Annotated in this window: 20 protein-coding genes; 5 read left to right on the top strand and 15 right to left on the bottom strand. The window is 66.7% G+C overall.

Going from position 1 to position 20,139, the window contains the following annotated elements; translation table 11 throughout:
* The first annotated feature begins 7 nt into the window (after positions 1-7).
* The 3 genes from ACT53T_RS01540 (at position 8) to purQ (ending at position 1,934) form a co-directional block, all read left to right on the top strand.
* Positions 8-886 carry a hypothetical protein gene (locus ACT53T_RS01540; RefSeq protein ID WP_476159650.1) on the top strand — a complete coding sequence of 293 codons (879 nt, stop codon included), beginning with the start codon at positions 8-10 and terminating at the stop codon, positions 884-886.
* A 120-nt stretch (positions 887-1,006) separates the two neighbouring features.
* Positions 1,007-1,243, top strand: coding sequence for a phosphoribosylformylglycinamidine synthase subunit PurS (gene purS, locus ACT53T_RS01535; protein ID WP_400770190.1), 237 nt, complete (start codon positions 1,007-1,009; stop codon positions 1,241-1,243).
* A gap of 4 nt (positions 1,244-1,247) precedes the next feature.
* Positions 1,248-1,934, top strand: a complete 687-nt coding sequence (gene purQ / locus ACT53T_RS01530) for a phosphoribosylformylglycinamidine synthase subunit PurQ (RefSeq protein WP_476159648.1) — start codon at positions 1,248-1,250, stop codon at positions 1,932-1,934.
* Positions 1,935-1,994: 60 nt separating this feature from the next.
* Here the strand turns inward: purQ and ACT53T_RS01525 are convergent, their stop codons facing one another.
* The 3 genes from ACT53T_RS01525 to ACT53T_RS01515 all read right to left on the bottom strand — a co-directional run bounded on the left by ACT53T_RS01525 (position 1,995) and on the right by ACT53T_RS01515 (position 5,586).
* Positions 1,995-2,999, bottom strand: a complete 1,005-nt coding sequence (locus ACT53T_RS01525; protein ID WP_476159646.1) for a CorA family divalent cation transporter — start codon at positions 2,997-2,999, stop codon at positions 1,995-1,997.
* Positions 3,000-3,110: 111 nt separating this feature from the next.
* Positions 3,111-4,328 (bottom strand): acyltransferase family protein, encoded by a 1,218-nt coding sequence (locus tag ACT53T_RS01520; protein ID WP_476159645.1) that lies wholly within the window; start codon positions 4,326-4,328, stop codon positions 3,111-3,113.
* 64 nt (positions 4,329-4,392) lie between these two features.
* Entirely contained in the window at positions 4,393-5,586 is a 1,194-nt protein-coding gene (locus tag ACT53T_RS01515) for an acyltransferase family protein (protein ID WP_476159644.1), read from the bottom strand.
* 193 nt (positions 5,587-5,779) lie between these two features.
* Here ACT53T_RS01515 and ACT53T_RS01510 point away from each other — a divergent pair, with 193 nt between their 5' ends.
* Positions 5,780-7,159: a class II 3-deoxy-7-phosphoheptulonate synthase gene (locus tag ACT53T_RS01510; protein WP_476159643.1), complete on the top strand. Its 1,380-nt coding sequence runs from the start codon at positions 5,780-5,782 to the stop codon at positions 7,157-7,159.
* Between the two features lie 147 nt (positions 7,160-7,306).
* On the opposite strand, the gene ACT53T_RS01505 is transcribed toward ACT53T_RS01510, so the two are convergent.
* The 9 genes from ACT53T_RS01505 to fabG all read right to left on the bottom strand — a co-directional run bounded on the left by ACT53T_RS01505 (position 7,307) and on the right by fabG (position 15,473).
* On the bottom strand, positions 7,307-8,140 hold the full coding sequence (locus ACT53T_RS01505) for an FTR1 family iron permease (RefSeq protein ID WP_400770196.1): 834 nt from the start codon (positions 8,138-8,140) through the stop codon (positions 7,307-7,309).
* 10 nt (positions 8,141-8,150) lie between these two features.
* Positions 8,151-8,486: a cupredoxin domain-containing protein gene (locus ACT53T_RS01500; RefSeq protein WP_476159642.1), complete on the bottom strand. Its 336-nt coding sequence runs from the start codon at positions 8,484-8,486 to the stop codon at positions 8,151-8,153.
* Positions 8,487-8,714: 228 nt separating this feature from the next.
* Entirely contained in the window at positions 8,715-9,095 is a 381-nt protein-coding gene (locus tag ACT53T_RS01495) for a hypothetical protein (RefSeq protein WP_476159641.1), read from the bottom strand.
* A 33-nt stretch (positions 9,096-9,128) separates the two neighbouring features.
* Positions 9,129-9,767: a guanylate kinase gene (gmk, locus tag ACT53T_RS01490; RefSeq protein ID WP_018267296.1), complete on the bottom strand. Its 639-nt coding sequence runs from the start codon at positions 9,765-9,767 to the stop codon at positions 9,129-9,131.
* Positions 9,768-9,839: 72 nt separating this feature from the next.
* Positions 9,840-10,727 carry a YicC/YloC family endoribonuclease gene (locus ACT53T_RS01485; RefSeq protein ID WP_476159640.1) on the bottom strand — a complete coding sequence of 296 codons (888 nt, stop codon included), beginning with the start codon at positions 10,725-10,727 and terminating at the stop codon, positions 9,840-9,842.
* 80 nt (positions 10,728-10,807) lie between these two features.
* Positions 10,808-12,661: an endolytic transglycosylase MltG gene (mltG, locus tag ACT53T_RS01480; RefSeq protein ID WP_476159638.1), complete on the bottom strand. Its 1,854-nt coding sequence runs from the start codon at positions 12,659-12,661 to the stop codon at positions 10,808-10,810.
* 214 nt (positions 12,662-12,875) lie between these two features.
* Positions 12,876-14,138 (bottom strand): beta-ketoacyl-ACP synthase II, encoded by a 1,263-nt coding sequence (gene fabF, locus ACT53T_RS01475; protein WP_026191559.1) that lies wholly within the window; start codon positions 14,136-14,138, stop codon positions 12,876-12,878.
* Between the two features lie 91 nt (positions 14,139-14,229).
* A complete protein-coding gene (locus tag ACT53T_RS01470) occupies positions 14,230-14,469 on the bottom strand; it encodes an acyl carrier protein (protein WP_018267300.1) in 240 nt (79 codons plus the stop codon).
* Between the two features lie 266 nt (positions 14,470-14,735).
* Entirely contained in the window at positions 14,736-15,473 is a 738-nt protein-coding gene (fabG, locus tag ACT53T_RS01465) for a 3-oxoacyl-[acyl-carrier-protein] reductase (protein ID WP_018267301.1), read from the bottom strand.
* Between the two features lie 369 nt (positions 15,474-15,842).
* Here fabG and ACT53T_RS01460 point away from each other — a divergent pair, with 369 nt between their 5' ends.
* Positions 15,843-16,646, top strand: a complete 804-nt coding sequence (locus ACT53T_RS01460) for an outer membrane protein (protein WP_476159637.1) — start codon at positions 15,843-15,845, stop codon at positions 16,644-16,646.
* Positions 16,647-16,706: 60 nt separating this feature from the next.
* Here the strand turns inward: ACT53T_RS01460 and fabD are convergent, their stop codons facing one another.
* From fabD to acs, 3 genes are all read right to left on the bottom strand, one after another.
* Positions 16,707-17,654, bottom strand: a complete 948-nt coding sequence (gene fabD / locus ACT53T_RS01455; RefSeq protein ID WP_476159636.1) for an ACP S-malonyltransferase — start codon at positions 17,652-17,654, stop codon at positions 16,707-16,709.
* 92 nt (positions 17,655-17,746) lie between these two features.
* On the bottom strand, positions 17,747-17,941 hold the full coding sequence (locus ACT53T_RS01450) for an integrase (RefSeq protein WP_476159635.1): 195 nt from the start codon (positions 17,939-17,941) through the stop codon (positions 17,747-17,749).
* Positions 17,942-18,038: 97 nt separating this feature from the next.
* A complete protein-coding gene (gene acs / locus ACT53T_RS01445) occupies positions 18,039-19,973 on the bottom strand; it encodes an acetate--CoA ligase (protein WP_476159634.1) in 1,935 nt (644 codons plus the stop codon).
* Between the last annotated feature and the right edge of the window lie 166 nt (positions 19,974-20,139).

The following is a 20,139-nucleotide window of genomic DNA, read 5'->3' as shown; positions in this document are numbered from 1 at the left end:
ACGAATCATGGTCTCGCCGATTTCCGCCGTCACCTCCCGAGCGCCCAGCGTGCGCGCCCTGTCGCGCGTCTCGCAGGTCACGGCGAGAGCCGAGCCGGTGGAAGAGACGAGCGTCGAGACCGCGACGACGGCCGCCAAGCCGCCGCCCCCGCCCGGTCCGGGCCTCCGCGACGCGCTGCCCGCCGGCTATCGCAATTTCGCCATGCCGCTCGGCGCCGAATCCGACGAGCCGCTCGCCGGCGAGAACGCGCCCTTGCGCTCCGCCTATGGGCCGAGCGCGGCGGCGCTCTCCGGCCTGCCGCGCCTCATCGGCGAGCGCATTCCACTGCGCATCGTCATTCGCGAGGCGCAGACCGCCCTGCGCGCGGCGGCGGAAGCGCGCGGCGAGACGGTGCGGGAATTTCTCGACGCCGCCGAGACCGTTCCGCGCGCGCGCCTTCCCTCCCGCAATCCCGCCGAGGCCGCGCCGACGATTCGCGCCGCGCTTCTGGTCCGCGACGGCGAGCGCGACACCGCCACCATCGATCTCTATGTGACCAAGACCGGGCCGGGCGCCTTCGAGGCCGCCGCCTATGACCGCGATTTCGCCTCGCCCTCCGGCGGCTTCCCCTATGCCGCGCCGCCGCTCTTCATCGATCGCATCAATTTCGATCCCGCCTATCAGGCGGTGGTCGCGGCCGTCGCCAGCCCGCCGCGCCGGCGCAGCGCCGCGAGCGGCCGCGGGGCGTCGCCGGTCGGCTCCTTCGTCGTCACCTCGGTGATCGGCGTCGCGACCTTCGTCGCCGTCATGCTGACGCTCGCCGCCGGCCAGCCCGTGTTCGCCGCCACGATCGCGCTGCTCGGCGCCATGGGCTTCGTCTACGCGCTGCGCGCGCGCTCGACCTGAAGCGTCACGGCGAAATTCCCTCCCGCAGAAATTCTCTCGCCCTCAGAAATTCTTGCGCTCCGGCGCGTCCCCCGCTAACCCTGCGGCCAGCCTCCGAAGCCCAAACAGGGAAGCCGCCGCATGAAAGCCCGCGTCATCGTCACCTTGAAGAACGGCGTGCTCGATCCGCAGGGCAAAGCCATTGAAGGCGCGCTGGCCTCGCTCGGCGTCGAGGGCGTCGGCGGCGTGCGGCAGGGCAAGGTGTTCGACATAGAGCTCGAGGGCTCCGACCGCGCCCTCGCCGAGACGCGGCTGCGCGCCGCCTGCGAGAAGCTGCTCGCCAACACCGTCATCGAGAATTTCCAGATCGAGATCTGATCCCATGAAAGCCGCCGTCCTCGTCTTTCCCGGCTCCAATCGCGAAGGCGATATGGCGCGCGCGCTTCGCCAAGCCACCGGCAACGAGCCGGCGATGGTGTGGCATTCGCAGACCGAGCTGCCCGCGGGCACGGATCTCGTCGTGCTGCCGGGCGGCTTCTCCTATGGCGATTATCTGCGCTGCGGCGCCATCGCCGGCCGCGCCGCCATTATGGACGCGGTGCGCGCCCATGCCGCGCGCGGCGGGCTGACGCTCGGCGTCTGCAACGGCTTTCAGATTTTGTGCGAGGGCGGGCTGCTGCCGGGCGTGCTGATGCGCAACGCCAATCTGCGCTTCGTCTGCCGCATGCAGCATTTGCGCGTCGAGCGCGCCGACACCGCCTTCACCCGCCATTATCGGCAGGGCCAGACGATCGAGGTCGCCATCGCCCATGGCGAGGGCAATTACGAGGCCGATGACGAGACGATCGCCCGGCTCGAGGGCGAGGGGCTGGTCGCCTTCCGCTATTGCGACTCGCTCGGCCGCGTCGGCGGCGAGGCCAATCCCAACGGCTCGCGCAACGACATCGCCGGAATCTTCTCCGAGCGGCGCAATGTGCTCGGACTGATGCCGCATCCCGAAAATCTCATCGATCCGCTGGTCGGCGGAATCGACGGCCGGGGATTGTTCGAGAGCCTCGCGGCGGCGTGAGGCCGATCGGCGCGGGCGGCTCGCCGCCGGCCCTCTCCCCGCGAACGGGCGCGCGCTCCGCTAGCTGTCGCGGCGCTTGATCCACGCCAGCGCGAGAAAGGCCGCCGCGGCCGAGGCGACGCAGATCGCCGTCGCATAGAGCGTGCCCTGCTCATTATCGGCGAAGAACAGATTCTTCGTGTTCATGCCGAAGAGGCCCGTGATCAAGGTCGGAGGCATCAGGAGCGTGCCGAGAATGGTCAGCACATAGAGCTGCCGATTGGTCTCCGCCGTGAGATTGGAGACGATCTCGTCCTGCAGCAGCCGCGCGCGCTCCTCCACCGCCTGCAGCTCCTGCTGCAGCGAATCGAAACGCTGCGTCAGCCGGCGCAGCGCCGCATGGGTCGGCGGCGAGACGCGCGGCGAGAAGGCCGTGCGGGAAAAGACGCGCTGGCCGTCGGCGAGCTCGCGGCGCAGGCGGATCGTCTGGCGGCGCAGCGCGCCGAGATCGCGCCGATCGTCATGCGCCTCGTCGTCGAGCACGCGATCTTCGATCTTGTTGAATTTGGCGAGAAGCTTCTCGAGCCCGATGTCCATGGCGACGAGGCTGCGCGTCACCAGCGCCTCGAAGAGATCGAGCGGCGTTTGCAGCCGCTGGCCCTCCAGCGCCGCTTGCCGAATGGCGGCCGTCGATTCGACCGCGTAGCGGCGGGCGGTGACGATGCAGCGCTCGGTGACGACGACGCGCAAGGGGCGCAGCACGTCCTCCTCCCGCTCGAGATCGCGGCCGTAGTCGGCGAGCACGCCCCATAGCGCCTGCTCGTCGGCGTCGAGCCGCTGATGGCCGTCCTGATCGATGAGCAGCGCGCGGGCCTCCGCCGGCATTTGCCGGCGGCCGGCGACCCAGTCGCGATAGCGAAGATCGGCGACGTTGAGATGGACCCAGAAATAGCCGTCGACGTCCGCATCGAGCTGCGCGGAATCGTGATCGGCGACGAGCGTCGCCGCGCCGTCCGCATCGAAGCGCATGACCCAGAGAAAGGGCGAATCGCCCGCGATCGCGCCGGCCGGCGGCATCGTCTTCATTTTCATGCGTCCCCGCGGGCGCGCGCCTTCGGCGGCCCGCCTCGGGTCCTCACCATTAGAGGAGGGATGCGACGTTTCGTCGACAGAGGGCGGCACGGATGACCTTCAGCCTCAGGCGTCGGCTTTTTGCGGCGCGCGCTCCAGCTCCTCGAGCGGCTGCGGGAGGCGCCGACGCCGACGCTCCTCCGCCGCCTCGAAGGCGTTGCGCAGCGCGCGCCGAGCGGAATTGGTGTGCGCCTCGGTGACGCGCGAGAAGAGGAAGCCGAAGACGACAGCCGCCGTCATCACCGCCGCCATCACCAGCCAATGGACAGGCGTCGCCAGCTCGCGCGCCCATAGCGCGCCGAAATGCCGATCGGCCAGGGCGCGCGCCAAAATCAGCACGGGCATATGGACGCTGTAGAGCGAGAAGGAGAAATCGGCGAGCCGCCGATGCAGCTGCGGCTGGAACAGCGCCCAGCCTTGCTGCGGCCCGAAGCGCAGCGTCGCCACGAGATTGAGGAAGAGGACCGCCGACAAAGTATCGGCGAGATCGGCGAGATAGGGGAAGGCCTCGAGATTGGGGCCGCGCACCAGAAGGCGAATGGGGATGACGGCCGCGACATAGAGGGCCAGCGCGATCCAGCGCGACTGGACCAGCGGGCGCCGCGCCAGAGTCGCCAGCGCGCCGAGGCCCCAGAGCAGATAGCCGAAGCGAAACCAGCCGCCGGACGGGATCGACATCACGACGAGAATGGCGAGGCCGAGCGCGAATCCGAAAGCGCGCGCCCGCAGCGAATAGGCGCGGGCGAAGGGCAGCAGCAGCAGCGGGAAAGAGATGTAATACCAGAACTCGCAGGCGAGCGACCAGAGCGGCCCATTGGTGCCGAAGAAATCGCAATAGATCGCCGAGAGATTGGCCAATGAGCCGAGGAAGAGATCGGCGCGATAATGGTCCTTGAACACCGGCCAGTCATAGACGCCGCTGTCGCCGAGCCAGCCGCGGCCGATCCCATCCACCGCGGCGGTGACGAGCAGCGCCGGCGCGAGAACGATATAGATGCGCGCGAAGCGATGGATGAGATAATCGCGCAGGAAGGGCTTGTCCTTGCGCAATTGCGCCAGCACCGCGCCGCCGACGAGATAGCCCGAGATGGCGAAGAAGCCGACGACGGCCTGATGTCCGAGCTCGAAGCTGACGAAGAACCACCAGGCGTAGACGCTCGCCGCATGGGGCGCGCTCATTATGTCGGCGAGATTGACGAACATATTGGTGGAGTGGACGGCGAGCACGAGCAGCGCGCCCACCCAACGACATGCCTCGATGAATTGCGACAGAAGGACGGGCATGTGTCTCCGACGGCTTTGGAGCGAATGGATCGCTCCAAATGAAAAAATGGTGGACAGGGCCGAGTTATAGCCCCTCGGCTCGACCTTGGCCAACCCAGCGGGCGCGCTCGCCGAGCCGCGCGCGCCGGTCCAGCGCGGCGACAGCCGCGTGCAGAAACCGCCGCAGCGCCGGCGTGTGCGCCTCGGTCACACGCGAGAAGACGAAGGCCGTCGCGACGGCGACGAGGAGCAGCGCCGCCGCCGCGAGCCAATGCGTCGGCGTCGGCAGAAGCTTGTGCCAGTCCACGCCGAAAATATGGCCGGCTCCGGCCCAGAAGAAGAAAACGATCGGCATATGCGTGGCGTAGAGCGAGAAGGAGAAATCCGCGAGCCGGCGATGCAGCGCCGAATCTCCGAGCGCAAAGCCGCTTTCCGAAAAGCGCAGCGTCGTCAGCAGATTGGCGAGCGTCGCCGCGGTGAGCGCGTCGGCGATGTCGTGCAGAACCGGATGCGCCTCGAAGAGCGGCCCGCGCGCGGCGAGGCGGCCGACGACGAGCGCCGCGAGAAAAATCCCCAGCGACAGATATTTGGCGGAGAGGAGCGGGCGCTTCGCGCGCGCCGCCAGCGCGCCCATGGCCCATAGCACGAAGCCGAAAGGCACGCGCGAGGAGGGAATCGAGAGAAGGAGCAGCAACAGCGCGCCGAAGGAAAAGCCGACAAGACGCACGGGCTCCGAATAGGCGCGCGCCCACGGAAGCAGCAGTAGCGGGAACAGCAGATAGTACCAGAACTCGCAGGCCAGCGACCACAGAGGCCCGTCGGTGCCGGCCTGGCCCGCCCAGATATTCTGCTGCATGGCCAGCGCCGAGAGAATGCGCGAGGGCTCATAGGCGCCCTCGAGGCCGGGGAGCTCATAGATGCCCGCGCCGGCGAAGAGGGCGCGGCCGAGCGCGTCGAGAGCGAAGGTCAGCGCCAGCGCCGGGACCAGCACCAGATAGATGCGGGCGAAGCGATCGACGAAATAGGCGCGCAGGAAGGGCGTCCGCCGCTCCATGGCCGCGAAGACGCGGCCGCCGACGAGAAAGCCGGACAGCACGAAGAAGACCGTCACCGCCTGATGCGAGAAGGCGGTGAGGAACCACCAGAGATAGACCAGCGGCCCATGCGGCGCGACCATTATGTCGCTCAGCGAGATGAGCACATTGGCGTGGGCGAGCAGAACGGCGAGAGCGGCGAGCCAACGGGCGGCGTGAACGAAATCCGACAAAAAGACAGGCATGAAAAAAGCGCTCGTACGAAAATAGCGCTGGTCAGGATAGGAGAAACCGCGCGCCGTGTCACCCTGCGGAAAAGCCGAGGGTAGGCCGAGGGGATAAGGCGACGCTTGCGGCGCGCCGGCAAAAGCTCGCCTCCGCGGGCCGGCTCCTGTATAGCTGGGCCGCGCGGGGGAGCGGCGAGCAGGAGCCAGGCCAGTGGAGAATTGGACGCCCGGAAGCTGGAGAGCGAGACCGATCGAGCAGACGCCGATCTATCAGGATCAGGCGGCGCTCGCCGATGTCGAGCGGCAGCTGGCCGGATTTCCGCCCCTCGTCTTCGCCGGCGAGGCCCGCAGCCTCAAGCGCTCGCTCGCCGAGGTCGCGGGCGGCCGCGCCTTTCTGCTGCAGGGCGGCGATTGCGCCGAGAGCTTCAGCGAGCATTCGGCCGACAATATCCGCGATTTCTTCCGCGTCTTCCTGCAAATGGCGGTGGTGCTGACCTATGCGGCGGCCTCGCCCGTGGTGAAGGTCGGCCGCATCGCCGGCCAATTCGCCAAGCCGCGCTCCGCCCCCACCGAGAAGCAGGGCGCGCTGGAGCTGCCGAGCTATCGCGGCGACATCATCAACGACATCGAATTCACCGCCGCCGCCCGCACGCCCGATCCGCAGCGGCAGCTGATGGCCTATCGGCAATCGGCGGCGACGCTCAACCTCATCCGGGCTTTCGCGACGGGCGGCTACGCCAATCTCGTCAATGCGCATCGCTGGATGCTGGGCTTCGTGCGCAACAGCCCGCTTTCGGACCGCTATTCGCAGCTCGCCGACCATATCAGCGAGACCTTGGGCTTCATGCGCGCCATCGGCCTCGATCCCGAGCATCATCCAGAGCTGCGGCAGACGGATTTCTACACCTCTCACGAGGCGCTGCTGCTCGGCTATGAGCAGGCGCTGACCCGCGTCGATTCGCTCGAGGGCGGCTATTTCGCCACCTCCGGCCATTTCCTCTGGATCGGCGACCGCACGCGCCAGGAGGACGGCGCCCATATCGAATATCTCCGCGGCGTTCAGAACCCCATCGGCCTCAAATGCGGGCCGAGCCTGAAGCCGGACGCGCTGCTGCGCCTCATCGACAAGCTCGATCCGCAGAACGAGCCGGGGCGGCTGACGCTCATCTGCCGTTTCGGCTCCGACAAGGCGGCCGAGGCGCTGCCGCCGATCCTGCGCGCCGTCGCCCGCGAAGGGCGCAATGTCGTGTGGTGCTGCGACCCGATGCACGGCAACACGATCAGCGCCGGCGGCCGCAAGACCCGGCCTTTCGATCGCGTAATGGCGGAAATCCGCAATTTCTTCGAGGTTCACCGCGCCGAAGGCACCTATGCCGGCGGCATTCACCTCGAGATGACGGGACAGAATGTCACCGAATGCATGGGCGGCGCGCGCGATATTTCCGAGCAGGAGCTGGGCGTGCGCTACGACACCACCTGCGATCCGCGCCTCAACGCCGAGCAGGCGATAGAGGTGGCCTTCCTCGTCGCGGAATTGCTGAAGGCCGAGCGGCTCGCGCGCGGCGCGCAGGAGCAGGACGCGGCGGAGTAACACCGCCAGCGCCCTCATCCTGAGGCGCTTTTTGCGGAACGCAAAAAGCCTCGAAGGATGCTTCAGGAGGCGCGGCCCCCCATCCTTCGAGACGGCCCCTTCGGGGCCTCCTCAGGATGAAGGGACTGGCTTTTTCGATACCAACAATCACTCCGCCGCGGCGTGGACATTGGCGGCGGCGGGCCGCGGAGAGGCGAGGCGCGTGGCGATGATAATGCCCGCCAGAGTCGCCACATAGGCGACGAGCTGCAACGCCGTCGGCTGGTCGACATAGCCGATCAGCGTATGCAGCACGCGGCCGAAGAGGCTCGAATCCGGCAGCACGCCCGATGTGTCCCACACCGTCTGCGACAGGGCGGTGACGATCCAGGCCTGCTGCAGAAAGCCCGCGCATTGCGCCGCGAGGCCCGCCGCCAGCAGAGTGATCATCGCCGTCGTCACGGCGAACAAATGCCGCGCCGGAATGGTGACGAGGCCGAAATAGGTGAGCGCGCTGACGCCCGCGCCGAGCACGAGGCCCGCCACGCCGCCGGCGAAGAGATCGGCCGCCGTCTCGCCCGAGGCGAGAATTCCGTAGAGGAACAGCGCCACCTCCGAGCCCTCGCGCAGCACGGCCACCGCGACGACCACCGCCAAAGCGAGAAAGGATTTTTCGCCAGAGACGGCGGCGCGGCCGGCCGCCGCCAGCTCGCTCGCCAGCTCGCGGCCGTGGCGCGCCATCCAAATATTATGCGTGGCGAGCATCACCACCGCCACCGCGAGGACGCCGGCGTTGAACAGCTCCTGCCCACGGCCGGCGACGGCCTGCGACAGCGCATCGGCGAACAGCGCGACGACGCCGGCGCCGAGCGCGCCCGCCGCCACGCCGCCGAAGACATAGGCCCGCGAGCCGCGCGCGCCGCGCGTGACGGCGAGCACGATGCCGATGACGAGACCCGCCTCTATGACCTCGCGAAAGACGATGATGAGTGCGCCCAGCATGGTGTGATCCTTACTCGACGACGAGCTCGCCCTTGGCCGTATCCTCGTGATATTCGCCGACGAAATGATAGCGGCCGGGTTTCAGCGGGCGCACGCGCACGGTGATCTCGGCCTTGCCGGCGACGACCTTCTCGATCTTGAGCGCCTTGCTCTCGAACTCCTCCGGCGTCGAGTCGAGATTCTTCACGACGATGGTGATCGGCTTGTCGGCAGGGGCATGCAGCTCGGAGGTCGAGAATCGGTGATCCTTGATGGAGATTTCGAGAGAGGTCTCGTCAGCCGCGACGGCGGCGCCGACGCCCGCCGCGAGAGCGGCGGCGACGAGAAGAATACGGGAGGATTTCATTTCACGCCTTTCGATGAATCGTTTCGACGCCTTCGCCCACGCCCCGCGTGAAGCGAAGCAAGAACCGGCCCACCGCCATGCGCGCGGCGGGCGATACGTCGCCCGTCCATGAATGCGCTACAGCTTGAATATGAAGGTAGTTAAAGGCTCGGCTCGCCACAACGGCGCGAGTTGAGATTGCTTCCAATGTGACCCGCTCGCGATGCGATTCGGACGAAATGTCGCGACTCAGCCCGGATAGCCGTGACGCGCCTTGCTCGCATGCACCAGAGCGACAGCCTGAGCGTCGCGACCCGCCGCGCAGGCCGAGGCGGCGGCGGCGATCTCGTTCTGGATCGTCGCATAGACGCCCTGATTCACGTGACCCATGGCGAGATCATTGTCCATGATCGCGCGATAGCGGCGGATGGCGCCGGAGCAGCCGGAGCCCTCCGGCAGCTCGAAGCCCGCCGGCGTCGTATTGCGCGTCGCGACCGCGGGCGCCGGCGCGACCGCGACCGCGACGGGCTGCGCGGAATTGCAGGCGGCGACGCATAGCGCCGCGATGATCGGGACGAAGAGCTTTGCGGATGTCATGGCGAAACCGAAATCCTTCTCGATGCGGCGCATTTCCCCCTCTCCCCGTTCGCGGGGAGAATCGCCTCACTCGCTCAAAAGACGCGCGACGAAAGCCTCTATGCCCGGCAGGCGACGCGGCCGACGCTGACGCTCGGCGCGCAATATTGCGAGAAGATCGTCGAAAGTGCGCTGCAGATCGTCGTTGACCAGCACATAATCATATTGCTTCCAACGCTGAATCTCATTGCGCGCATTCTCGAGACGGCGCTCGATCGTCTCGCGCGAATCTTCCGCGCGGCGCTCGAGACGCGCGCGCAGCTCCTTCATCGACGGCGGCAGAATGAAGACGGTGACAGTGTCCGCGGCCATCTTGTCGCGCACCTGCTGGGTGCCCTGATAATCGATATCGAAGAGCGCATCGCGGCCTTCGCGCAAAATCTCTTCCACCGGCGCGCGCGGCGTGCCGTAATAATTGCCGTGCACCTCCGCCCATTCCAGCAATTCGCCGCTGTCGCGCATCGACTCGAAGCGGCTCTTGGAAATGAAGGAATAATGGATGCCGTCGACCTCGCTGGAGCGGCGCGGGCGCGTCGTCACCGAGATCGAGAGGGTGAGGTCGAGCTCGCGGTTCTGCAGCAGCATGCGCGTCAGCGTCGTCTTCCCCGCGCCGGAGGGCGACGAGAGAATGAGGACGATTCCGCGGCGGTCTGGCGTTGTGGGCATCTCAGATCCAACGAATAGCGAGTGGCGAAGGGAGCGCGTCTTTCGCGCTACTCCCTATTCGCAATTTTCTCCTCACTCAATGTTCTGCACCTGCTCGCGCCATTGCTCCACCTCGATCTTGAGCTCGAGGCCGAGCGCGGTGAGCGCGCCATCATTGGATTTGGCGCAGAGCGTGTTGGTCTCGCGGGATAATTCCTGGGCGAGAAAATCGAGGCGGCGGCCGATCGGGCCGCCCTTTCCGATCAGCTCGCCGGCGCTCACGACATGGGCCTTCAGCCGGTCCAGCTCCTCGCGAATGTCGGCCTTGACCGCGAGCAGCACCGCCTCCTGATGCAGGCGCTGCGCGTCGAAGGAATGGCCCGTCTCCAGCAGAGCCGCGATCTGGCTGGCGAGCCGCGCGCGCACCGCCTCGGCCGAGCGGCCGGGCAGCGCCTCCGCCTGCGCGGTCAATTCGCCGATGCGCGCCAGACGCGCCGTCAGCACATCGCCAATGGCCGCGCCTTCGGAAGCGCGCGAGGCGGTCAGCGCCTCGAGCGCTTGCGCCAATGTCGCCAGCACCTTCGCGTCGAGCGCATTGCGCTGCTCCTCATCGTCCTCCGGCTCTATGACCTCGACAATGCCGCGCACGGCGAGCAGACCATCGAGCGAAGCCGGCCGCAAGGATGCGTGCAGCGGCACATCGTCCAACGCCTTCAGCAGACGCTCCAGCGCGGGGCGATTGATGCGCGTCTCGACCACGGCGTCGTCGCGTCGCGCGGTGAGATTGGCGAAGCAGGAGCCGCGAGCGATGCGGCCGGAGATCAGCGCGCGCGCCTTCACCTCCACCGCATCGAAATTGGGCGGAACGCGCAGCCGCAGATCCAGCCCTTTGGAATTGACGGTCTTGATTTCCCATGCGTAGCGCCACGGTCCGAGACTGTCGTGAGCGCGGGCGAAGCCGGTCATGCTGGCGAGAGACATTGCGATCCTTGGTAGGCGCGAACAGCGAGTAGCGAGCGGCAGTCTATTCGCTACGCGCTATTCGCCATCTCGCTGCTTCGTCACCGAAACTTGGCCACATCCGGCACGGTCTTGGCGGAGTTCAAATCCCAGCCGCGATCCCGCAGCGGATCGAGCGCCGTGCCTTCCGAAGCGTCGAAGGCGCGCGCGCGGGCGGCGCGCGGCGCCTGGCCGGCGTCGGCGGCCGAAGCGGAGAGCGGCAGGGGGCGGTCCACGGGCCGCTCCTCGACCGCCAAGCCGAGACGCGCGGCGCGGGCGCGCTGCTCGGCGCGCAGAGTGGCGGAGACCGGATAACTCGCCGACGAATCGAGACCATCGTCCTCGGCCAGCTCATCGGAGCCGGCCTGCGAATCATCCGCCGCGGCGGCGATCATCGTGACGGCGGCGCGCGCCTCGGGCTGGGCGCGCTGGGCGAATTGCGTGGTGAAGAGCGGCGGCGCGACCCGCGCCACGGCGGCGCGCTCGGCCGCGAGCCGCAGGCTCTCCTCATTGTCGCCGGCATATTCGAACGGGATGGACGGCAGAGCGGCGCCGATTCGCTTCAGCGCGCCATGGCGCGGATCGGCGGCCGTCACCGGCTCCATCTGCGCATCGGCCAGCGCTACGAGCCGGCCGAAAGCCGCGTCGCCACGCTTTTCCCGCGGGGCGGGCTGCGTCGGCCCGACGACGGCGCCGGGCTCCAGGCGATCGACGCCCTGAGCGCGGTCCTTCTCGATCTGACGCCAGCGCTGGACATTGCGCGAATGCTGCTCGAGCGTCTCCGCGAAGACATGGCCGCCGGTTCCGTCGGCGACGAAATAGAGCTCCTGCGTGCGCGAAGGATTGGCGACCGCCTCCAGCGCCGCGCGGCCCGGATTGGCGATCGGCCCCGGTGGCAGGCCGTCGATCGCGTAAGTGTTATAGGGCGTCCACTTCTCGACCTCGGACTTCAAAATCCCGCGGCCGAGCGTCGCGCGCCCGCCGACGAGGCCATAGACGATGGTGGGGTCGGACTGCAGCCGCATGCCCTTGCGCAGGCGATTGACGAAGACGGCGGCGACGCGCGGCCGCTCATCGGCCTTGCCGGTCTCCTTCTCGACGATGGAGGCGAGCGTCACCAGCTCATAGGGCGTCTTGACGGGAAGGTCGGGATTGCGGCGCGCCCAGATCTGATCGAGCAGCTTGCGCTGATCCTCCTGCATCTTCTGCAGCAGCTTGGCGCGCGGGTAGCCGCGCGCGACCTTATAGGTCTCCGGCAGCAGCGCGCCCTCCTTGGGCAGCTCCGTCATGTCTCCGGCGAGCACGTCGCTCTCGCGCAGGCGCGAGACGATCTGATCCGTCGTCAGCCCTTCGGGAATGGTGACGCCATGCAGAATTTGCCGGCCGTTGATGAGCTCGTCCATCACCTCGCGCAGGCTGGCGTTCTGCTTGAAGGCGTATTCGCCGGGCTTCAGCTTGCCGCGCACGCCCTCGATCAGGAGCGCGATGTTCATCAGCATGGGATTGTCGATGACGCCGTCGCGCTCGAGCTGCGCCAGAATCTCGGGAACGTCGCTGTGCGGGGCGATGTAGACGATCTTCTCGGCCGCGAGCGGGCCTGGCTCGCGCAGCTTGTGCAGCACGGCGATGAGGCCGAAAACGCCGGCGACGGCCACAACCAGCAGCAAGGAGAGCAGGCTGCTGAGCGCGGAGAGCGTTCCCTCCCGCTTGCGGCGCGGCGGGGGCGGCGGCGGAGCGTCCGCGCCGCCAGAGCCGCGCAGGCTGGCGCGGCGGCGGAAGAATGAGGAGGATTGGCTCTGAGACTGCGCGCCTGTGGGCTCCGGGCCCGCGGCCTCCGTACCCTTCGCGTCCTGCCCTAGGGCCTCGGACGGGCCATCCTTGGGCGTCTCGGACGAATCATTGGGAGCATCGCTCATCGGGAAACTCCGTCTCTTTGGTTTCGGGCCGTGTCGTGATTCGGATCACACCGACCAGAAAAACGCGACGGACCGAACAAAACGCCTCCGCGGCGGCGCGCCGAGAAGGATTGCGACGACTTTGCGGCGCTCGCGCGTCCGTTACCCTATCGTTCTTTGTGGCGAAATCAGGAACGCCCTTCGTCCACGGCCGCGCACGAACGCGGCGGCGCCGCTACTGCGGGCGCCGGAAGACAAGGGACGCGTTGGTGCCGCCGAAACCGAAGGAATTGGAAAGGACGATATCGATCTTACGCTCCCGCGCCTTGTGCGGCACGAGGTCTATTTCGGTCGCGACCGAGGGATTGTCCAGATTGCGCGTGGGCGGCGCGACGCCATGGGTGAGCGCCAATATGGAATAGATCGCCTCCACGGCTCCGGCCGCGCCGAGCAGATGCCCGATCGCCGATTTGGTCGAGGACATGGAGAGGCTGGGCGCCTCATTGCCGATGAGGCGATGCACGGCCTGCAGCTCGATCTCGTCGCCGAGCGGCGTCGAGGTGCCGTGGGAATTCACATAATCCACATCCGAGACGCGCAGGCCGGCGCGCTTCAGTGCGATCTCCATGCAGCGATAGGCGCCGTCGCCGTCGGGCGCGGGCGCGGTGATGTGATAAGCGTCGCCGGACATGCCATAGCCGATCAGCTCGGCGTAGATTCGCGCGCCGCGCGCCACCGCATGCTCATAGGATTCGAGCACGACGCAGCCGGCGCCCTCGCCCATCACGAAGCCGTCGCGATCGCGATCATAGGGCCGCGAGCCCGCCTCGGGACGATCGTTGAAGCCGGTCGACAGCGCCTTGCAGGCCGCGAAGCCCGCGACGCCGATGCGATTGACCGGCGATTCGGCGCCGCCGGCCACCATCACCTCCGCCTCGCCCAGCGCGATCAGCCGGCCCGCGTCGCCAATGGCGTGCGCGCCGGTGGAGCAGGCGGTGACGACGGCGTGATTCGGCCCTTTGAGGCCGTGCATGATCGACACATAGCCGGAGGCCAGATTGATGATGCGGCCGGAGATGAAGAAAGGCGACACGCGTCGCGGGCCTTTCTCCTTCAGCGTGATGGAGGTCTCATAAATGCCGCCGAGGCCGCCGATGCCGGAGCCGATCAGCACGCCGGTCGTGTTCTGCTTTTCCGCCGTGTCGGCCTTCCAGCCGGCGTCGGCCAGCGCCTGAGTGGCCGCGGCGACTCCATAGATGATGAAGTCGTCGACCTTGCGCTGCTCTTTCGGCTCGAACCAGGCGTCGGGATCGAAGGTTCCGTTGGAACCGTCTCCGCGCGGCACGAAACCTGCTATCTGACACGGGAGATCCGACGCCTCGAAGGTGTCGATGCGGCGAAAGCCGTGCTCTCCGGCGATGAGCCGCCGCCAATTGACGTCCACGCCACAGCCCAACGGCGAAACGATGCCGAGTCCGGTGACCACCACCCTGCGCATGGATTCTCTCGAGAGCTGTGCCTTGCAGTTCATTGACGAAAACGCGGAACCGCGGATCGATCCACGATCCGCGTCGCGTCGGCCATTGGCCTCAAGCCGCTTTGGCTTTTTCCAGATAGGAGATGGCGTCGCCGACCGTGTTGATCTTCTCGGCCTCTTCGTCCGGGATCTCGACGCCGAACTCCTCCTCGAAAGCCATGACCAGCTCGACGGTGTCGAGAGAATCGGCCCCGAGATCGTCGACGAAAGACGCCTCCGGCTTCACCTCTTCTTCTTTGACGCCGAGATGTTCGACAACGATACTCTTAACGCGCGGGGCGATATCGCTCATCTTCTCTGATCCTCGTTCGATCGATCTGCTGACACCGACTTGGCGGATCCAGAGTTCGGCTCGGACCTCGCTCGATCGTTTCAGGGGTAAACTACGTCACATTTCTGCGGTTTCGCTCGCGCGACCCGCGGAAACGTCGCCATCGGGAGGCGGGCTTTTTCGCCGGCCCGAATTGCTCTTTGCGGCGTCGCCCCCGGCCAGCGACGCGTCTGGTAGCATAATTAATTCGCCGTGGCGAGAGGCGCCCCGCGGCAAATCCTGAGCTTTCAGATCATCGCCATGCCGCCGTTCACATGCAGAGTCTGGCCGGTGACATAGGCCGATTCGTCGCTCGAAAGATAGACGACGGCGGCGGCGACATCCGCGCCCGTGCCCAGCCGTCCGGCCGGCACGGCGCGCAGAATCGTCTGTTTCTGCGTCTCGTTCAGCGCGTCGGTCATCGGGCTCTCGATAAAGCCGGGCGCCACGCAATTGACGGTTATGCCGCGCGAGGCGACCTCGGCCGCCAGTGATTTGGTCATGCCGATCATGCCGGCCTTGGCGGCGGCGTAATTGCCCTGGCCGGCGTTGCCGGTGACGCCGACGACCGAGGTGATGCCGATGATGCGGCCGAAGCGCTTGCGCATCATGCCGCGCAGCGCCGCCCGCGACAGGCGGAAGGCCGAGGTGAGATTGACGTTCAGCACCGCGTCCCAATCCTCGTCCTTGAGGCGCATGAACAGCATGTCGCGGGTGATGCCGGCGTTGTTGACCAGAATGTCGAGCCCGCCCATGGCCTTTTCCGCCGCCGGGACCAGCGCCTCGGCCTGCGCCTTGTCGGAGAGATCGCAAGGAAGGATGTGGACGCGCTCGCCGAGCTCGGAAGCGAGCGTCGCGAGCGCCTCCTCGCGCGTGCCGGAAAGCGCCACCACGGCGCCGCTCTTATGCAGAGCGCGCGCGATGTCCCGGCCGATGCCGCCGCTCGCGCCGGTGACCAGCGCCGTCTTGCCGCTCAGATCGAACATGTCTCTCCCCCTAGCCGCCGCTGTGCTCGCGCGGCTTCGCGAACCTTACGCGCCTCTATAGGGCGCCGCGCGCACGGCGCGCAATGTCGTAGCTCGGCTGCCGTCTTTGTCGCATTAGGTAGTTTTGCGGAGCGCGTGTCTGCCGATGCTATAGTATAAAAACAGTGTATCTCAAATTACCTAGGGGTGCCTTTTTATCACACCGACAAACGAAATGCTGTTTCGCGCCGCCTATAGCCTTTTTCGGCGTTTACAGTGTCAGGAATTTACGAAATCTTCGCCCGTAGCGGTTCGAATGCTTGCGTTGGTGAGGTCGAACGGCGTGATTGGCGTGCTGCGCCGCTTTATAGAGAATTGAGGAGCGATCTAATGAAAACCAGGATTTCCCTTCTCGCGGTCTTTTCGGCTCTGCTCGCCGGATCGGCCAGCGCGGCCGATCTGCCCTCCCGCAAGGAAGTCGCCGTCGCCTTCGTCCCGCCTCCGGCCTTCTCCTGGACCGGCCCCTATGTCGGTCTGAACCTCGGCGGCGGCTGGCTCGACCGCGGCAACAACAACAATAATTGGGCTTGGGGCTGGAACAACAATAACAACAACACCAGCGGCGGCGTTGTCGGCGGCGGCCAGCTCGGCTGGAACTATCAGATCTCGCCGCTCTTCGTCGTCGGTCTCGAGACCGACATTCAGGGCACCAGCATCGGCAGCGGCAACAACAACAATAATTGGTGGGGCGGCTTGGGCGGCGCCGATCGCACCCAGGTTCCGTGGTTCGGCACGGTGCGCGGCCGTCTCGGCCTGGCGCTGCTCGATTCCCGCCTGCTGATCTACGGCACCGGCGGCTTCGCCTATGGCGAGGTGAAGCATCCGTTCGGCGGCTTCTGGTGGGGCAACAACAATAACAATGACGTGCGCGGCGGCTGGACGGCCGGCGGCGGCGTCGAATGGGCCTTCCTGCCCAATTGGTCCGCCAAGATCGAATATCTCTACACGGAGCTCAATAACAACAATAACAACAATAATTGGGGCGCGCTGGGTCCGGTCCTGTTCCCGCAGTTCCCCGTCGCGATCTGGGGCGCCAACAATTGGAATCGTCATACGCGCATCAACACTGTGCGCGCCGGCATCAACTATCACTTCAATCTCTTCACCCCCGCTCCCGTGGTGGCGAGATACTGAAGCGTCTCTCCTCCTCCTAGGGACGAAGAGCCCGGCCCTCGCGGCCGGGCTTTTTTGTCGTCAAACGAAGGCGCGATAGGCGTCCAGATCTTCCGGCGCGCCGACATTGATTCCCTTGGCCTCGGAGGCGATGCGCTTCAGCAGGCCGGTCAGCACCTTGCCGGCGCCGCATTCGACGAATTTATCGACGCCCGCCCCGGCCATATGGGCGACGCATTCGCGCCAGCGCACCGTGCCGGTCACCTGCTCCACCAGCAGCCGGCGGATATCCTCCGGCGATGCGATCGGGCTCGCCGTCACATTGGCGACGACGGGGACCTTGGGCGCGAGAATCGTGGTCGTCGCCAGCGCCTCGCGCATGGCGTCGGCTGCGGGCTGCATCAGCGCGCAATGGAAGGGCGCGGAGACGGGCAGCGACACGGCGCGCTTCACGCCCCGCTCCTTGGCGACGAGAATGGCCTTCTCCACCGCGGCCTTGGCGCCGGAAACGACGATCTGGCCGCCGCCATTGTCATTGGCGACCTGGCAGACCGCCCCTTCGGCCTCGGCGGCCGCCTCGGCGATCGCGCGGGCGGCCTCCAGCTCGACGCCGATGAGCGCGGCCATCGCACCTTCGCCGACCGGAACCGCCGCCTGCATGGCCTGGCCGCGCAGCCGCAGCAGCCGTGCTGTGTCGGCGATGGAGAGCGCCCCGGCGGCGGCCAGCGCCGAATATTCGCCGAGCGAATGGCCGGCGACGAAGGCCGCGTCGCGTGAGAGGTCGAGCCCGGCCTCGGCCTCCAGCACGCGAATGGCGGCGAGCGAGACCGCCATCAGCGCCGGCTGGGCGTTGGCGGTGAGCGTCAGCTCCGCTTCCGGGCCTTCGAACATGATCTTGGAGAGCGGCGCGCCGAGCGCGGCGTCCACTTCCTCATAGACGGCGCGCGCCTGAGGAAAGGCCTCGCCGAGCGCCTTGCCCATGCCGACCGCCTGCGACCCCTGCCCCGGAAACACGAATGCCTTCGCCATGCGCTGCTCGCCTCTCTCGCTTGCACTTTGGAGAGGCGCCGAGTGGCGCAGGCGGAAGAGCCTGTCAAGTCGAGCGGCGAAAATCCCAAAGATCAGTGCAGGAAAAGCTTCAGCGCCACGGCGGAAAGGAGGGCGATGACAACGCCGAGCATCCACTCGATGACGGCCGCGTCCTTCTCGAGCTTGGAAAATCGGCTCTTGTAGAGCGCCAGGGCTTCGGCGGCGCGACGCGCCTTCTCCTCCGGCGCTCCGGCCGAGACGAAGGCGTCATAGTCCTTGGAAATCATGAGCTCACGTCGAATACGGGCGGCGCTTCATAAAATATAGCGCCGATTAGGCCGGCGCGCGAGGGGCGAGCTTCGCCGCCGCGCGCGCCCTCTCCCGTCACCCCGCCGGCCGGTTCTTGATCAGATCATCCACCACGCTCGGATCGGCGAGCGTCGACGTATCCCCCAGCGCGCCGATTTCATTCTCGGCGATCTTGCGCAATATGCGCCGCATGATCTTGCCGGAGCGCGTCTTCGGCAGGCCGGGCGCGAATTGGATCACATCCGGCGAGGCGATGGCGGAAATCTCCTTGCGCACGAAATCGACCAGCTCCTTGCGCAGACGCTCGGAGGGCTCGACGCCGCCCATCAGCGTCACATAGGCGTAAATGCCCTGTCCCTTGATGGCGTGCGGGAAGCCGACGACCGCGGCCTCGGCGACCTTCTCATGCGCGACGAGCGCGCTCTCGATTTCCGCCGTGCCGAGACGATGGCCGGAGACATTGATGACGTCGTCGACGCGGCCGGTGATCCAATAATAGCCGTCGGCGTCGCGCCGGCAGCCGTCGCCGGTGAAATATTTGCCCGGATAGGCGGTGAAATAGGTCTGCACGAAACGCTCGTGATCGCCGAACACGGTGCGCGCCTGTCCGGGCCAGCTGTCGGCGATGACGAGATTGCCCTCGCAGGCGCCCTCGAGCACATTGCCATTGGCGTCGACGATCTCCGGCTGCACGCCGAAGAATGGCTTGCTCGCCGAGCCCGGCTTCAGCGCCGTCGCGCCCGGCAGCGGCGCGATGAGAATGCCGCCCGTCTCCGTCTGCCACCATGTGTCGACGATGGGGCAGCGGCCCTCGCCGACGACGCGGTGATACCATTCCCAGGCTTCTGGATTGATCGGCTCGCCGACCGAGCCGAGCAGGCGCACCGACTTGCGGCTCGTCTTCTTCACCGGCTCCTCGCCGGCGCCCATCAAAGCGCGGATCGCCGTCGGCGCCGTGTAGAAGATGTCGACTTTGTGCTTGTCGATCACTTCCCAAAAGCGCGAGACGGTCGGATAATTCGGCACGCCTTCGAACATCAGCGTCGTCGCGCCATTGGCGAGCGGGCCGTAGACGATATAGCTGTGGCCCGTCACCCAGCCGACATCCGCCGTGCACCAATAGACGTCGCCCTCGCGATAATCGAAGACGAGCTCATGCGTCAGCGCGGCATGGACGAGATAGCCGCCGGTCGTATGCAGCACGCCCTTGGGCTTTCCGGTCGAGCCGGACGTGTAGAGGATGAACAGCGGGTCCTCGGCGCCGACCTCGGCGTAAGGACAATCCTCGGGAACCTTCTTCGCCTCGTCCTCGTAACGGAAATCGCGGCCGGGCTTCATATCCACCTTGGCGCCGGTGCGCGTGACGACGATGACGGTCTTGGCGGAGACCTTCTCCAGCGCGGCGTCGACATTGTCCTTCAGCGGCGATTTGCGGCCGCCGCGCACGCCCTCGTCCGCGGTGATGACGACATCCGATTGCGCATCCTCTATGCGGCCGGCGAGCGCATCCGGCGAGAAGCCGCCGAACACCACGGAATGCACGGCGCCGATGCGCGCGCAGGCGAGCATGGCGTAAGCGGCCTCCGGTATCATCGGCAGATAGATCGTCACGCGATCGCCCTTGCGCACGCCATGCGCCTTCAGCACATTGGCGAAGCGGCACACCTGCTCGTGCAATTCGCGATAGGTGATGTGACGCGAGAGCGAGGGATCGTCGCCCTCCCAAATGATCGCCACCTGATCGGCGCGATGCGGGAGATGGCGATCGATGCAGTTCATCGCGACATTGGTGGAGCCGTCGCCGAACCATTCGATCGCGACATTATGCGTGTCGAAGCTCACCTCCTTCACGCGCGTGAAAGGGGCGATCCATTCTATGCGCTGCGCCTGCTCGCCCCAAAAGCCGTCGGGATCGGCGACAGAGCGCCGGTAGAGCTCCGCATATTTCTCGGCGTCGACGCGGGCCTCGTTCCGCCACGCTTCCGGCACTGCATAGATCTTGTCGGTCATTTCGAGCGTTCCCTCGGATGATCGCGGCGCGTTGGAGCGCGCCGTCGGCTTGTCGTGAATATGACCTTATTTCGCGCCTGAGGCTATGGCGTCGAGTCCGCGAAGCGCCCCGCTTTTCGGCGCCGTCCTGCTGCGCGGGCGGCGCTGCGACGAGTCGCCGCGCCGC

It is taken from the genome of Methylosinus sp. DMC45, from assembly GCF_056313885.1.
Note: the sequence above shows the minus strand (reverse complement) of the source record. Positions and strands in the feature narration are given on the sequence as shown.

Excerpts from the sequence above, each read along its gene's own strand:
- ACT53T_RS01540 (WP_476159650.1), top strand. The coding sequence starts at position 8 with ATGGTCTCGCCGATTTCCGCCGTCACCTCCCGAGCGCCCAGCGTGCGC.
- purS (WP_400770190.1), top strand. The coding sequence starts at position 1,007 with ATGAAAGCCCGCGTCATCGTCACCTTGAAGAACGGCGTGCTCGATCCG.
- purQ (WP_476159648.1), top strand. The coding sequence starts at position 1,248 with ATGAAAGCCGCCGTCCTCGTCTTTCCCGGCTCCAATCGCGAAGGCGAT.
- ACT53T_RS01525 (WP_476159646.1), bottom strand. The coding sequence starts at position 2,999 with ATGAAGACGATGCCGCCGGCCGGCGCGATCGCGGGCGATTCGCCCTTT.
- ACT53T_RS01520 (WP_476159645.1), bottom strand. The coding sequence starts at position 4,328 with ATGCCCGTCCTTCTGTCGCAATTCATCGAGGCATGTCGTTGGGTGGGC.
- ACT53T_RS01515 (WP_476159644.1), bottom strand. The coding sequence starts at position 5,586 with ATGCCTGTCTTTTTGTCGGATTTCGTTCACGCCGCCCGTTGGCTCGCC.
- ACT53T_RS01505 (WP_400770196.1), bottom strand. The coding sequence starts at position 8,140 with ATGCTGGGCGCACTCATCATCGTCTTTCGCGAGGTCATAGAGGCGGGT.
- ACT53T_RS01500 (WP_476159642.1), bottom strand. The coding sequence starts at position 8,486 with ATGAAATCCTCCCGTATTCTTCTCGTCGCCGCCGCTCTCGCGGCGGGC.
- ACT53T_RS01495 (WP_476159641.1), bottom strand. The coding sequence starts at position 9,095 with ATGCGCCGCATCGAGAAGGATTTCGGTTTCGCCATGACATCCGCAAAG.
- gmk (WP_018267296.1), bottom strand. The coding sequence starts at position 9,767 with ATGCCCACAACGCCAGACCGCCGCGGAATCGTCCTCATTCTCTCGTCG.
- ACT53T_RS01485 (WP_476159640.1), bottom strand. The coding sequence starts at position 10,727 with ATGTCTCTCGCCAGCATGACCGGCTTCGCCCGCGCTCACGACAGTCTC.
- mltG (WP_476159638.1), bottom strand. The coding sequence starts at position 12,661 with ATGAGCGATGCTCCCAATGATTCGTCCGAGACGCCCAAGGATGGCCCG.
- fabF (WP_026191559.1), bottom strand. The coding sequence starts at position 14,138 with ATGCGCAGGGTGGTGGTCACCGGACTCGGCATCGTTTCGCCGTTGGGC.
- ACT53T_RS01470 (WP_018267300.1), bottom strand. The coding sequence starts at position 14,469 with ATGAGCGATATCGCCCCGCGCGTTAAGAGTATCGTTGTCGAACATCTC.
- fabG (WP_018267301.1), bottom strand. The coding sequence starts at position 15,473 with ATGTTCGATCTGAGCGGCAAGACGGCGCTGGTCACCGGCGCGAGCGGC.
- ACT53T_RS01460 (WP_476159637.1), top strand. The coding sequence starts at position 15,843 with ATGAAAACCAGGATTTCCCTTCTCGCGGTCTTTTCGGCTCTGCTCGCC.
- fabD (WP_476159636.1), bottom strand. The coding sequence starts at position 17,654 with ATGGCGAAGGCATTCGTGTTTCCGGGGCAGGGGTCGCAGGCGGTCGGC.
- ACT53T_RS01450 (WP_476159635.1), bottom strand. The coding sequence starts at position 17,941 with ATGATTTCCAAGGACTATGACGCCTTCGTCTCGGCCGGAGCGCCGGAG.
- acs (WP_476159634.1), bottom strand. The coding sequence starts at position 19,973 with ATGACCGACAAGATCTATGCAGTGCCGGAAGCGTGGCGGAACGAGGCC.